Raw genomic sequence first — 13,446 nt, 5'->3', positions numbered from 1 at the left:
AATGATTTACGTCAGCTTTAGCAATAGACTTGGCAAATTGTTCGATAAATGTTTTGAGATATTTTGGTGAGTAAAATCTAAGTCATGCAATATCGCGCTATAGTCCGAATTTTAGGGCTTTTAGTGGCTCTTTTTAGTGTCACTATGATCCCCCCTGCACTGGTCTCGTTGGTCTTTCAAGATGGAAGTGGCTTGCCATTTTTATTGGCTTTTATCCTGTGTTTAGTGACAGGGATACTCATTTGGTACCCTAATAGACGCTATCGAGAAGACTTAAGAGCTAAAGAAGGTTTTTTAATCGTCGTATTATTCTGGACAGTATTGGGCAGTTTCGGTGCCTTACCCTTTTTATTACTTGAACAACCGGGAATGTCTATTACGGATGCATTTTTTGAATCTTTTTCTGGCTTGACTACGACGGGAGCAACGGTCATCGAAGGGATAGATTACCTGCCTAAGGCCGTGCAATTTTATCGTCAACAATTGCAATGGTTTGGTGGGATGGGGATCATCGTTTTAGCTGTTGCTATACTGCCAATTTTAGGTGTGGGTGGTATGCAGTTGTATCGAGCTGAAATACCTGGGCCAGTCAAAGATTCTAAAATGACGCCGCGTATTGCCGATACGGCTAAACATCTATGGTACATATACTTGTCGCTAACTATCGCTTGTACTGTTGCTTTTTGGCTTGTCGGCATGAACTTGTTTGATGCTATATGCCATGCCTTTTCTACCGTAGCTATCGGCGGATTTTCTAATTATGACGCCAGTCTTGGTCATTTTGATAGTGTAGGAGTAAACCTGGTTTGTGTGGTTTTTTTGTGGATTGCTGCACTAAATTTTGCCTTGCACTATGGTGCAGTGAGTGGCCGTTCGCTTAAGGGATACTTTTATGATCCTGAGCTAAGAGTTTTTTTTATTATTCAATTTAGCTTGGTATTTGTCTGTTTTATCACCTTGGTTGAATATTCTTGGTTTGCCGATGCTGGAATAGCTTTGGATCAGGCGCTTATACAATCGGTATCTGTCAGTACAACTGCAGGTTTTACTACCACCGACTTTGCGCATTGGCCTGCTTTTTTACCGATTATGTTAATTTTCTCTAGTTTTATCGGTGGTTGTGCAAGCTCAACCGGAGGTGGCTTGAAAGTCATACGGATTTTTTTGCTATTTTTACAAGGTAAACGAGAGGTTAACAGGTTAATTCATCCTAAAGCCATATACTCAGTTAAAGTCGGTGGTCGAGCTTTGCCTGATAGGATCGTTGAGGCTGTGTGGGGCTTTTTCTCTGCCTACGCCATGATATTTGTTATCGTTATGGTGTGTTTAATTGCAACAGGGATGGATGATGTCTCTGCCTTTACGGCAACCGCAGCGACCCTTAATAATTTAGGTCCAGGTCTTGGCTCAGTTGCAGGCACTTATGCCGATGTTTCAGATAGCGGTAAATGGATTTTGGTCTTAGCAATGTTATTTGGTCGTCTAGAGATTTTCTCGTTACTAGTATTGTTTTCTCCAACCTTTTGGCGCAGTTAAATGCGACGGACATTAATAGCTATTTTAGAATAGTTGTATCTTTTAAACCTAAAACTTTACTTATTTCATCTCGCTAATTTTTAATGCAAGTATGATTTTTTGATTCGTGAGTTTTAACCAAAAAAGAATGCACTGGGCTGGAAAAGTTTTTCAACATCACCAATAAATTTTTTGTCGACTAAAAACAAAATGACATGGTCATTGGCTTCTATCCTGGTATTGCTGTGGGCAATAATCACTTCGTCGTGACGTACTACAGCACCTATGGTGGTGCCTGGAGGAAGTTTAATCTCACGGATCTCTCGACCTACTACCTTGGAAGTATTGTGATCGCCATGAGCTATGGCTTCAATAGCTTCTGCAGCGCCCCGTCTTAACGAGTACACGTTGACTATATCGCCACGTCTGATGTGGGTTAGCAGGGCTGATATGGTTGCCTGTTGAGGCGAAAATGCGATGTCAATTTCACCACCCTGCACTAAATCTACATAGGCTCCGCGTTGGATCAATACCATGGCTTTTTTGGCGCCTAACCTTTTGGCCAACATTGCTGCCATGATATTGGCTTCATCGTCATTGGTCACTGCGATAAAAGCATCCACTTGTTGTACATTTTCTTCGGTTAACAACTCATGATCCGATGCATCACCACAAAACACGATGGTTTTATCTAAGGTGGCGGATAAGTGTTTGGCTCTTTCCTGATTAAATTCAATAAGTTTAACGTTGTGATTGTGTTCAAGTAATTTGGCTAGACCAGCACCAATCAAGCCGCCACCCGCAATCATTATACGCTTATAACTAGACTCGAGTTTTTGTAGTTCGCTCATTACAGTACGAATGTGTTTAGTCGCGGCGATAAAAAATACTTCGTCATCAGCTTCGATAATAGTCGTACCGAGTGGCCGGATTGGTCGACCTCGTCGATAAATTGCAGCTACGCGGGTATCTACATTAGGGATGTGTTTTTTCAATGTCGAAAGCGCATGACCGACCAACAAACCACCGTAATAGGCTTTTACCGCTACTAAGCTGGCTTTGCCACCAGCAAACTCAACGACCTGTAAAGCGCCTGGATAATCAATCAGTCGTTTGATGGCTTTGGTAACAAGTTGTTCTGGTGCTATCAAATGATCAACGGGTACATCTTGGTGTTTAAACAGTTGTTCCTGATAAATAATGTATTGTTCTGAGCGGACACGGGCAATTTTGGTAGGGGTTTTAAATAAGCTGTAAGCAACCTGACATGCCATCATGTTGCTTTCATCACTGTTAGTTACAGCGATAAGCATATCGGCATCCTCTGCGCCGGCTTTTTTCAATATATCAGGGTGAGAACCAACGCCATGCACTACTTGTAGGTCCAGCCTGTCTTGCAGCAATCTAAGTGTTTCGGCATCAGAGTCGATGACAGTAATTTCATTTTTTTCACCCACTAAATTTTCTGCGAGTGTTGCTCCAACCTGTCCGGCGCCAAGAATAATAATTTTCATCGAGCTTTGAATCTAACCTGTTGGTCTTTAAACATTAATCTGAGCTGACTTTAGCAGCCTGCAATAATAGAAACCATCCATTTGTTGGTTTCCAGGCAGGATCTGTTGTCCGCAGTGTATGGCATCGTGCTTAAACTCGGGGTCAAGTTTGGCATCTGTAGTTCGTGCTAAAAAATCGTCAATTTGTTGATGATTTTCTTCCGCTAAAATGGAGCATGTGGCGTAGAGCAGCACCCCACCTGGTTTTAGTAGTAACCACATGGCATCGAGTATTTGCTGCTGAATTAATACTAAAGCATCAATGTCTTTGGCTTTTCGCAGCCATTTTATATCGGGGTGGCGCCTAATAATGCCGGTGGCAGAACAAGGTGCGTCTAATAATATACGATCGAACTGTTGACCATCCCACCAATCTGTTGGGCGACTCGCATCCCCAACAACTAATTGAGCGCTGTGGCCTAATCGTTCGAGGTTTTCAGCGACTCTGGTCATTCGTTGGCTATCTATTTCGAGCGCTATGAGCTCTAAATTATCCGCTAGTTCAAGTATATGGCTTGTTTTACCACCAGGGGCCGCGCAACAATCTAAAATACGTTCATTGGCCTGTGGTGCCAAATAATGCGCTGCCAGTTGAGCTGCACCGTCTTGTACAGCAAACCAACCTTGGACAAAACCAGGTAAACTGATGATATCTGCGCCTTTACTTAAAATGACCGCTTCAGCATGTAGTGGTGATAATGAATATTCGATAGCGTGTTGAGTTAACGCGATCAAAAAATCAGGGTGAGAAATATTTTTTGTATTAACCCGCAACCACAATGGTGCTTTAGATTCAATTTGTTGAATAATATCATCAAGTTGGTCAGGGTAAGCAAGGTTCAGCTTTTTATATAGCCATTTGGGCAGGCCAGACAAAATCTGAGCATCGTCAGGCTTATTGTCTTGCATATCCTGACGAATAAAATTTCGCAGTATGGCATTCACCAAACCCTTCATGGCATCAATTTTGAGTGGTTTGCAGGCCTCAACAGTTTCCGATACCGCGGCATGCTGACTTACCCGACTAAAGGCAATTTGATAAAACCCCAATAAAATTAAATGTTCAGCTACTTTGAATTTATTTTTCAGTGGATTTTCAAGCAATAATCGCAGCCAGTATTGCAAGATGGGCAGTTGCCTTAATACACCAAATACCATTTCTTGCAGCCAAGCTTTATCTTGATCCATATGTTTGGCTTGCATGGCGGGTAAACATTCCCTAGCACTTTTACCTTGTTCAAGTATTTGATACAACACGAATGCAGCATCAGCGCGTAGGTTGTTTTTATTTTTTGTGTTTGGATTACTCATTAAATGATGAACTTGGAATAATGCTACCCACCACAAATAAATCGCTGCGACCATTCAGAACATCAGCGCTATTCATAGGTTTTTTACCGGGTAATTGTATGTTTTGCAGTAAGAGGCAATCCTGGGCTGTTTTTACCAAAATACCTTGTTTATCTGCTTGTAATATTTGACCTGGTAGGCTGTTTTTATAAGTGCTATTAACCACCACTTCACTGCGCCATACCTTGATCGTAATGCTCTGCAGTTCAAAATAACTAACTGGCCAAGGATTAAAGGCTCTGACATTACGCTCAAGTTGCATAGCGCTATAATGCCAATTAATACAGGCTTCTTCTTTACTGAGTTTTTTGGCGTAACTCGCTAGTGCATTATCTTGTTTACGAGGCCCTAGAGATTGAATATTGCCTAAGTACTCCATTAAAGCCTGAGGGCCTATGTCAGCTAATTTGCTGTACAAAGATGCACTGGTATCGTTGGTTTCGATAGGAATTGAGCGCTCAAGCAACATTGGGCCAGTATCTAAGCCTTCATCCATTTGCATAATGGTAACGCCAGTTGCTGCGTCACCGGCCCAAATTGAGCGTTGAATCGGTGCGGCTCCACGCCATTTGGGTAGCAGTGAGCCATGCACATTAATACAACCTAAACGCGGTGTGTTGAGTACGGCTAGGGGTAAAATGAGACCATAGGCAACCACTACCATAATGTCAGCATCAAGCGCCGCAAGTTCAATCTGAGCCTTGGATTCTTTGAGCGATACAGGTTGCAACACAGGGATGTTATGTTCCAGCGCAAGTTGTTTTACTGCGCTGGCTTGTAATTTGTTGCCTCTGCCAGCGGGGCGATCAGGTTGGCTGTATACTGCGACAACCTGATGTGCTGAATCAATAAGTGCCTGTAGATGGTTTGCGGCAAATTCAGGCGTTCCGGCAAAAATTATTTTTAGTTTTGAATTCAATGAAGAGTTAACCTTTCGCTTCTAAACGTGCTTCTTTTTCAAGTTTAGTTTTAATGCGTTGACGTTTAAGTGGTGATAAATAATCAACAAACAGTTTACCTTTTAGGTGATCAAGTTCGTGTTGTATGCAAATAGCTAATAAACCATCTGCTTCCAATGAAAACTCTTTTCCTGTTTTGTCTAAGGCTGTTACTGTGATTTTTTCAGCACGCTCTACCTTTGCGTAGTTGTTGGGCACCGATAAACAACCTTCTTCACTGATAGTCTTTCCATCCATGTGTGTAATCACTGGATTAATCAGTATCAGCGGATCATTTTGTTCTTCGGAAACGTCGATAACCACAAGTTGTTTGTGCACGTTGATTTGGGTTGCGGCCAAACCAATGCCATTTTCATCCAGCATGGTTGCTAACATGTCGTCAATTAAGGTTTGAATTTCTTTATCAATTTTATCAATTGGGGTGGCGATGGTGCGCAGACGCTCATCAGGAAAACGTAATACTTCTAATATAGCCATGATGCTGTTCAACTATTAAAGGTTCTGATATTGAGTATCCAGAACATGTTTTAACGACGCTCCACTTTTGCATAAAAATGGATTAAATACATACTATGCATGTATTGTTAACTATACGTGCAAATAGAATTGACTATTTAACACAACTTACTTTGGGCTATTCTAGCCTAAATGGATCCAAAACATAATAGTGCTAGCACCAAGGCTTAGATAATGATGAGCAAAAAAATACTGAATTTTCTGACGGCATTAATACTGTTGCCAGCTCTATGTTGGGCTGATGTGATTAATATCAAACAGGATGCGCCACAGAGATATGTCGTGCAAAAAGGCGATACCTTGTGGGACATATCTAAAATGTACCTAGATAAACCTTGGTTATGGCCAGAATTATGGCGCACCAATGTACATATTCAGAATCCTCACCTCATTTATCCTGGCGATGAGCTGTTGTTAAGGCAAAACGAGCAGGGTGAGATGGTACTAGAGCTATCGCGCCAAGAAGCTAAAACCGTCATCAAAATGTCGCCTCAAGGCAGTAAATTAGTAAAAGAGCCAGATCCTATCCCTGCTTTACCCTGGTCTGTGATCAAGCCCTTTATTGAAGACGATCAGATAATGCAACAGGTTGACTATGAACGTCATCCCTATATTTTGGGTAATCAGGACGGTTCAGTGCTGTTTGCCAGTAATAATTTAACCTTGAGTAAAGCATCACGTTCCTATCAATCAAATTTTAAGGTGCTACGCAAACAAAATGAAATTTATGACTTATCAGGTAATTTTATAGGTTTGCAAATCAGACATGTTGCTAATGCGGAAGCCGTAGATGCAGAGCTTGATAATCAACGCTTAGTTAAAATCGAAGATGCCAACTATGAAGTCAAACGTGGCGACCGTTTGGTACCGGACGAAAACAAATCACCAGACAGCATTATGCTCAGTGCCGCGCAAGAACAGCGTGGTTATATTATTGATGATTTGGAACAGCATCGTTTATTAGGCAAATATAACGTGGTGATTATTGATTTAGGTGCTGAGCAAGTTTCCGCAGGCATGGTGATGGGGATATATACTAATGGCCCTAATATTATTGATGATGAAAAACCAAAATATAAGGGCGAAAATAACCCAATGGCCAACGCTTTTATTATGGACAGCGATATTATCCAGCCAGCGTTAAAAATAGGTGAAGTGATTGTATTTAAAGTTTTTGAGAAAGCCAGTTATGCACTTATCACTAAGTCATCTAAAGTAATTAAAAGAGGTGCAATAGTCGCTAAACCTTAAGAGATAAAGGAGGGAGTGTGCAACAGGACGTTGACTTAGCAAAACGGCTAAACAAAACTGATGAACTTTTTGCTTGGTTACATTTAGCCTCTATTCCTAAATTTGGTGCAGCAAGCTACGCTAAAATATGCAAAAAGTTGCAATGGAATATCAGCGACTTTTTTACTGCCACTCAGGCAGAGTTAATAGGTATAGGCTTTAATCCTGTTCAAGTTGAAGCCATCCTTCATCCCAATGTTGAACTTATTCAGCAAAGTATCCAGTGGTTAAATGGCGACAACAATCGCTTTGTTTTGAATTTGGAAGACAGTGTTTATCCTCTGTTACTCAAAGAAATTTCCAGCCCTCCCATACTGCTATTTGGTTATGGTGACCAAAACAAGCTAGCAAATTTACAAATGGCGATAGTGGGGAGTCGTAACCCTAGTATTAGCGGTAAAGAATATGCAAAGTCTTTTGCACATGATTTAAGCCAATGCGGTTGGACGATTACCAGCGGTTTAGCACTTGGCATTGATGGCTTTTCTCATGAAGGCGCTATACAAGCCAAAGGGCCGACCATTGCAGTGTTAGGTACAGGCATCGACAACATTTATCCTAGAAAACATCGTAAACTAGCTGAGGACATCATCGCTGGTGGCGGAGTGATTATTTCTGAGTTTGCCCCTCTAACACCTGTGTTACCAGAAAATTTTCCGCGGCGGAATCGAATTATCAGTGGTTTATCAAGAGGAACTTTAATCGTTGAGGCGGCTCTAAAAAGTGGGTCATTAATCACTGCGCGGTATGCGACTGAGCAAAATAGAGAGGTGTTTGCGATACCTGGTAATATTAATAACCCATTAACAAAAGGTTGCCATTATTTAATTCAGCAAGGAGCAAAGTTAGTAACCTGTATTGCCGATATAAATGAAGAGTTTAGTGAGCTTGAATTTAACATTGATGTCACAAATTCAAATAAAACTAAAAAAAATAGCATTGAATGCTTGGCAACAGACCTTTTGTTAGATAGTGTAGATTTTGAAGCCACACCACTAGATATAGTGGCTGAGCGCAGCGGCATGACGGTGTCGGAAGTTATGTCACAATTACTAGAATATGAGTTGCGTGGTTTAGTAACAGCTGTTCCAGGCGGTTACATCAAATTGGGGGAAAAATAACATGTTCGATATCCTCATGTATCTATTTGAAAACTTCATTCACAGTGAAACAGAAATCCGTGTCGACCAAGATGAGCTCACCGATGAGCTTATTCGTGCTGGATTTCATCACGACGAAATCTACAAAGCTTTATCTTGGCTGGAAAAATTAGCCGCCTTACAAGAAACGGATATTAATCCCTATTTGGTTAAAGGCACGGCGAATTATTCCATGCGGATATACACCCATGATGAAGAAATGCGTCTGGATGTAGAGTGTCGCGGTTTTCTGCTGTTTTTAGAGCAAATCAATGTGCTCGATTCTTATACTCGGGAAATGGTTATTGACCGGGTAATGGAAATCGAATCCAAAGAATTCTGCCTTGAAGACATGAAATGGGTCGTTTTAATGGTGTTATTTAATGTACCCGGCAAAGAAAACGCCTACGCGCAAATGGAAGATTTATTGTTTGAAGAGCCCGAAGGGCCACTTCACTAAATCGAATCGCGTTTATGTTTAATGAGTGATAGGTAATCTGTGTCTAAAATCGATCATTCATTATTTAAGGCCGACGAACATGCTTTGGAACAAATCGATGATTTGTGTCCACAATGTCACTCGGCTCTTAAAATCAAACATGGTAAATCTGGCCCCTTTATTGGTTGCAGCCAATACCCAAGTTGTGACTTTGCCAAACCTTTGCACGATTACGAAAGTGCCGAGGTTAAGGTTATTGAAGGTTCGGCTTGCCCTCTGTGTAGTGAAAGTTTAGTAATCAAAAAAGGCCGTTATGGGCTGTTTATTGGTTGTAGTAATTTCCCTACCTGCGTTTACATTGAATCAAGCAAACCAATTAGTGAAGAAAAAGTAAGTTGTCCAAGCTGTAAAGATGGGCATTTGAGTAAGCGCTCTAATAAATTTGGCAAACAGTTTTATCCCTGCGATAACTACCCTAAGTGCAAATATGTAGTTAACTTTTTACCTGTAGCTACTCCTTGTCCTAAATGCGCTTGGCCTTTAATGCTTGAAAAAAAATCAGCCCAAGGCAACGTTTTACAATGCCCCCAGCGATTATGTGGGCATAAACAAATGCCAAAGACCTAAATTTTTAGTTTCTTGCAAGGCTTGGGTGTTTTACACTTTTGTGAATTTGCTTTTAGTCCATTAGGTCAATGTTAGATAAATCCGTTGCACAACAGTTACAGCAGCAGTTTGTTCAAGGCTGTATTTTTGCTTATCCAACCGAAGCCGTATATGGCCTTGGCTGTGATCCTGATAATGAATCTGCAGTCACAGAACTACTCCGTCTTAAACAGCGTAGTGTGACTAAAGGCTTAATACTTGTCGCACGCAGTTATTCGCAATTTTTAGCCTATGTTGATGATGCAGCAATCCCGATGGACAGGCGCACCGAGATTTTTTCAAGTTGGCCTGGCCCAAATACTTGGTTATTGCCTGCATCAAAAAAGGCTCCTCTTTGGATCACTGGCGGCTCAGATTTTATTGCCGTGCGAGTAAGTCAGCATCCCTTGATCCAAGAACTATGTGAATTGTTCCAAAAACCTTTGGTATCAACCAGCGCCAATATTTCAACTTACCCAGCAGCGCAAACACCTGAACAAGTCATCACACAATTTGCCGACAAAGTAGTGTTGATTGCTGGTGAGCTCGGTGGAGCCCTTAAGCCCAGCATGATCCGCCATGGTTATACTGGCAAAGTAATTAGAGAAAATTAGTTAATGAATAGTGAAGCCCCAATTAAGTTCGAGAAAATCAAACAATACCTACTAAAACTGCAGGACAGTATATGCCAAACGCTAGAACTGGCTGATGGTCGTGGTGAGTTTATAGAAGATAATTGGCAACGTGAGCAAGGTGGTGGAGGCCGTACTCGCGTATTAACTAATGGTGCAGTCATCGAACAAGGCGGGGTCAATTTTTCTCATGTTTTTGGTGGCATGTTACCGCCCTCTGCGACACTGGCAAGGCCAGAACTGGCAGGACGGAGCTTTCAGGCGATGGGTGTCTCGCTGGTTATCCACCCACTTAACCCCCAAGTGCCAACTACCCATGCCAATGTGCGTTTTTTTGTCGCTGAAAAAGAAGGTGAAGACCCCGTTTGGTGGTTTGGTGGGGGCTTTGACTTAACCCCGTATTACCCCTTTGAAGAGGACGTAGTACATTGGCATAAAGTAGCTCATAAACTTTGTTTGCCTTATGGTGAGGAGGTTTATCCTCGTTATAAACGTTGGTGCGATGAGTATTTTTATCTTAAACACCGTGATGAAACCCGCGGAGTCGGCGGGTTGTTTTTTGATGATCTTAATGAATGGGGCTTTGATAAATCCTTTAAATTTATGCAAGCAGTGGGAGATGGCTTTTTAGAAGCCTATGTCCCCATTCTTGAAAAGCGTAAAGAGTTGTCATTTAGCCCAGCAGAGCGAGACTTTCAATTATACCGTCGTGGCCGTTATGTGGAGTTCAACTTGGTATATGACCGTGGCACCCTTTTTGGTTTGCAAAGTGGAGGGCGCACCGAGTCCATATTAATGTCGATGCCACCTTTAGTTCGCTGGGAGTATGCATATACTCCGACTGCAGGATCGCCTGAAGCTGAATTGTATGCACGTTTTCTCAAACCTCAGGATTGGTTAGGTTTAGAGGATTAATCAGTTTTCTTGATTAATCATATGGGTAGCAAGTTGGTAAAATGCATCATGTAGACTCTTTTTTAGCTCTGGGTGGTCAATGACATCATCCATTGCTAAGTCCATACAGTACATCCATTGATCACGCATTTGCTTATTAATAGTAAAGGGCAAGTGCCGTGCTCGTAACCGAGGGTGGCCGTATTTTGTTTCATAGAGTGCAGGACCGCCCATCCAACCTGATAAATATTCAAAAAACTTTTGCCTTATAGACAACATTGGCTGAGGATGAATTGTCAATAATTCCTTGGCCTTATCGTCATTTTGCATAATGTCGTAAAAACGATTGGTTAGTTTACGCACTCCTTGCTCCCCACCGATTAACACGTATGGAGTAACTTGCGCAACTTCTTGGTTTTTTTGTGGCGGGTTTTGAGTTAACTTTCCCAGCATAGTTGTTACAACGGATTTTAAATTCATGGATCAGTATTTAGTATTTGGTAACCCCATTGCCCAAAGCAAGTCACCACTTATTCACTCTATGTTTGCACAACAAACAGGGCAAGAGTTGCAATATGCACGTATGCTAGCAGTTAAAGAAGATTTTATTGAGCACTTGGAAACCTTCTTTAGCAATCCTTTGGCTCAAGGTTGTAATATAACCGCTCCTTTTAAAGAGTTGGCAGCACAGTGGGTTGATGAACTTTCATCTGGTGCGCAACTGGCAGGTGCGATCAATACGATTAAACGTCAGCCGAATGGACGTTTTTTTGGTGAAACTACAGATGGCCCTGGCCTAGTGCAAGATTTACTGCGCTTAGGGATAGCATTAAAAAATAAACGTATATTACTTTTAGGCGCGGGCGGGGCTGCACGTGGAGTACTCAAGCCCTTATTATCTGAGGAGCCTTCTCTACTTTTGGTTGCAAATCGTACCGCAGAAAAAGCACAAGTATTAGCTTCTTTGTTACCCTCGGAAATATTAGAGGGCTGTGGTTTTGATGCATTGACTTCTTATACTCAGCCTTTCGATCTAATCATAAACTCTACCTCGGCAAGTTTATCTGGTGACTTACCTGCTATTGCTGATTCTGTCATCGCTGCATCAGACTGTGTATACGATATGAGTTATAGCGATAAACCCACGGTATTTATGCAACACGCTAGTCTCTTAGGTGTCGAGAATGTTTATGATGGCTTGGGAATGCTGGTGGGGCAGGCGGCAGAAAGTTTTATTTTGTGGCGTGGTGTTCGCCCATTAGTTGAGCCTGTTATTCAAAGCTTAAGAGCTAATTTATGAATCAAGCAATTCAGATTTTAGATGGGGCTGTATATAAAGAAGATAAACAGTCGTTGGAAATTCAGGCTCTAAATAGTGGTCAACTTATTTACTGTTATATTAATGGAGCTGACACAAAGACCTTATTGAGTCTTTATGCCAACCATCAGTTTAATATTGAAGAGTTGCTTGAAACACTTATTGAAAATGAACAGATGGATAATGAAGGCCAAATTCATCTTCATATTGACCAATTTACTTAAACGACTTCTTTGAGATACTCATTTTTAAGTTTGACGTAATTTACTGCTGACTGACTTAAAAAGGCTGATTCACTCTCTTTTAGGGGTCTAACTTGTTTTACCGGGTTACCTACATATAAGTAACCTGACTCCAAGGTTTTATTAGGCGGCACTAAACTTCCGCCGCCAATAAACACATCATCCTGTACTACTGCGCCATCCATAATGATGGCGCCCATGCCCACTAAGATACGATTTCCTAAGGTACAACCATGTAACATGCACTTGTGCCCTACAGTGACATCTTCGCCAATAATTAAGGGAAAACCCTCAGGGTTGGATTCACTTACTCGTGTTACATGCAACACAGTTCCATCTTGAATATTACTGCGAGCACCTATCTTGATGTAGTTCACATCACCCCGAGCTGCAACAAGTGGCCAGATACTAACATCGTCAGCACATTCTACTTTTCCGACGATGACAGCGGATTCATCTATATAACAACTATCACTTATTGTTGGTTTGATGTTTTTATAACTTCGTAAAGACATACTTTTATCCTAATGACTTACTGTTCTTTTTCTAAAGTTTAGCAAAAACACATTCCATATTGCTGCTTTAAAAAGCAAATTAGCTCTAATTGTCGGATAAACCAGCACTTAAACAATAATTTTAAAAAAGGTGTTGCAAGTGATGAAGGCTTCTCTATAATGCGCCTCCTCGCTTGGGGACAGACTTGAAAGAGTCATTTAAGTCCAGAGGTTGAGTCGCTAGAAGACTGTACGTAAGTCAGGAAATTAGCGGGTTGTATAGAAAGGGTTTAAAATTTATTTTAAAAACTTTGTTGACAACGAAACCGGATAGCGTAATATGCGCGTCCCGCTTAAGAGGGTCTTCGGACAGCATCTAAAGCACGCTTCTACGGAAGCAGCCTATATGGCATGTTCTTTAACAATTAATAACAAGACAATCTGTGTGGACATTCACGAA

At 41.4% G+C, this 13,446-nt stretch carries 15 protein-coding genes; 9 read left to right on the top strand and 6 right to left on the bottom strand.

Annotation, left to right across the window (positions count from 1 at the left end):
* Nucleotides 1-84: 84 nt before the first annotated feature.
* Nucleotides 85-1,536: a TrkH family potassium uptake protein gene (locus AX660_RS05450; RefSeq protein WP_068373638.1), complete on the top strand. Its 1,452-nt coding sequence runs from the start codon at nt 85-87 to the stop codon at nt 1,534-1,536.
* Nucleotides 1,537-1,649: 113 nt separating this feature from the next.
* Here the strand turns inward: AX660_RS05450 and trkA are convergent, their stop codons facing one another.
* The 4 genes from trkA to def are packed head-to-tail and all read right to left on the bottom strand — an operon-like array spanning nt 1,650 to nt 5,854.
* The gene (trkA, locus tag AX660_RS05445; RefSeq protein WP_068373635.1) at nt 1,650-3,029 is read right to left on the bottom strand and encodes a Trk system potassium transporter TrkA; all 1,380 of its coding nucleotides are present in this window, start codon (nt 3,027-3,029) and stop codon (nt 1,650-1,652) included.
* A gap of 27 nt (nt 3,030-3,056) precedes the next feature.
* Complete coding sequence (gene rsmB / locus AX660_RS05440) at nt 3,057-4,379, bottom strand: 16S rRNA (cytosine(967)-C(5))-methyltransferase RsmB (protein WP_068373632.1); 1,323 nt, start codon at nt 4,377-4,379, stop codon at nt 3,057-3,059.
* Nucleotides 4,372-5,337, bottom strand: a complete 966-nt coding sequence (fmt, locus tag AX660_RS05435; protein ID WP_068373628.1) for a methionyl-tRNA formyltransferase — start codon at nt 5,335-5,337, stop codon at nt 4,372-4,374. Before fmt ends, rsmB begins: the two co-directional genes overlap by 8 nt.
* Nucleotides 5,338-5,344: 7 nt before the next feature.
* Nucleotides 5,345-5,854: a peptide deformylase gene (gene def / locus AX660_RS05430; protein WP_068373625.1), complete on the bottom strand. Its 510-nt coding sequence runs from the start codon at nt 5,852-5,854 to the stop codon at nt 5,345-5,347.
* Between the two features lie 213 nt (nt 5,855-6,067).
* Between def and AX660_RS05425 the strand changes: the two genes are divergently transcribed.
* The 6 genes from AX660_RS05425 (at nt 6,068) to hemF (ending at nt 10,953) form a co-directional block, all read left to right on the top strand.
* Complete coding sequence (locus AX660_RS05425) at nt 6,068-7,144, top strand: LysM peptidoglycan-binding domain-containing protein (RefSeq protein WP_082768744.1); 1,077 nt, start codon at nt 6,068-6,070, stop codon at nt 7,142-7,144.
* 17 nt (nt 7,145-7,161) lie between these two features.
* Nucleotides 7,162-8,304, top strand: a complete 1,143-nt coding sequence (gene dprA / locus AX660_RS05420; protein ID WP_068373621.1) for a DNA-processing protein DprA — start codon at nt 7,162-7,164, stop codon at nt 8,302-8,304.
* A 1-nt stretch (nt 8,305) separates the two neighbouring features.
* The gene (locus AX660_RS05415; protein WP_068373618.1) at nt 8,306-8,782 is read left to right on the top strand and encodes a DUF494 family protein; all 477 of its coding nucleotides are present in this window, start codon (nt 8,306-8,308) and stop codon (nt 8,780-8,782) included.
* A gap of 39 nt (nt 8,783-8,821) precedes the next feature.
* Nucleotides 8,822-9,388, top strand: coding sequence for a DNA topoisomerase family protein (locus AX660_RS05410; protein ID WP_068373615.1), 567 nt, complete (start codon nt 8,822-8,824; stop codon nt 9,386-9,388).
* Between the two features lie 68 nt (nt 9,389-9,456).
* Entirely contained in the window at nt 9,457-10,020 is a 564-nt protein-coding gene (locus tag AX660_RS05405) for a Sua5/YciO/YrdC/YwlC family protein (protein ID WP_068373612.1), read from the top strand.
* Between the two features lie 3 nt (nt 10,021-10,023).
* Nucleotides 10,024-10,953, top strand: a complete 930-nt coding sequence (gene hemF / locus AX660_RS05400) for an oxygen-dependent coproporphyrinogen oxidase (RefSeq protein ID WP_068373609.1) — start codon at nt 10,024-10,026, stop codon at nt 10,951-10,953.
* Here the strand turns inward: hemF and AX660_RS05395 are convergent, their stop codons facing one another.
* On the bottom strand, nt 10,954-11,385 hold the full coding sequence (locus tag AX660_RS05395; RefSeq protein WP_068375230.1) for a group II truncated hemoglobin: 432 nt from the start codon (nt 11,383-11,385) through the stop codon (nt 10,954-10,956).
* 25 nt (nt 11,386-11,410) lie between these two features.
* On the opposite strand from AX660_RS05395, the gene aroE reads away from it, so the two are divergent.
* Both aroE and AX660_RS05385 read left to right on the top strand, forming a co-directional pair.
* On the top strand, nt 11,411-12,232 hold the full coding sequence (aroE, locus tag AX660_RS05390) for a shikimate dehydrogenase (RefSeq protein WP_068373606.1): 822 nt from the start codon (nt 11,411-11,413) through the stop codon (nt 12,230-12,232).
* On the top strand, nt 12,229-12,474 hold the full coding sequence (locus tag AX660_RS05385; protein WP_068373603.1) for a DUF1488 family protein: 246 nt from the start codon (nt 12,229-12,231) through the stop codon (nt 12,472-12,474). Before aroE ends, AX660_RS05385 begins: the two co-directional genes overlap by 4 nt.
* Here the strand turns inward: AX660_RS05385 and AX660_RS05380 are convergent.
* Complete coding sequence (locus AX660_RS05380) at nt 12,471-13,007, bottom strand: gamma carbonic anhydrase family protein (RefSeq protein WP_068373600.1); 537 nt, start codon at nt 13,005-13,007, stop codon at nt 12,471-12,473. The two genes, AX660_RS05385 and AX660_RS05380, sit on opposite strands and share 4 nt — an antisense overlap.
* Between the last annotated feature and the right edge of the window lie 439 nt (nt 13,008-13,446).

The sequence above is a fragment of the Paraglaciecola hydrolytica genome (assembly GCF_001565895.1).
GTDB classification, from domain to species: Bacteria; Pseudomonadota; Gammaproteobacteria; order Enterobacterales; family Alteromonadaceae; genus Paraglaciecola; species Paraglaciecola hydrolytica.
This window is presented reverse-complemented; position numbering and strand designations above follow the sequence as displayed.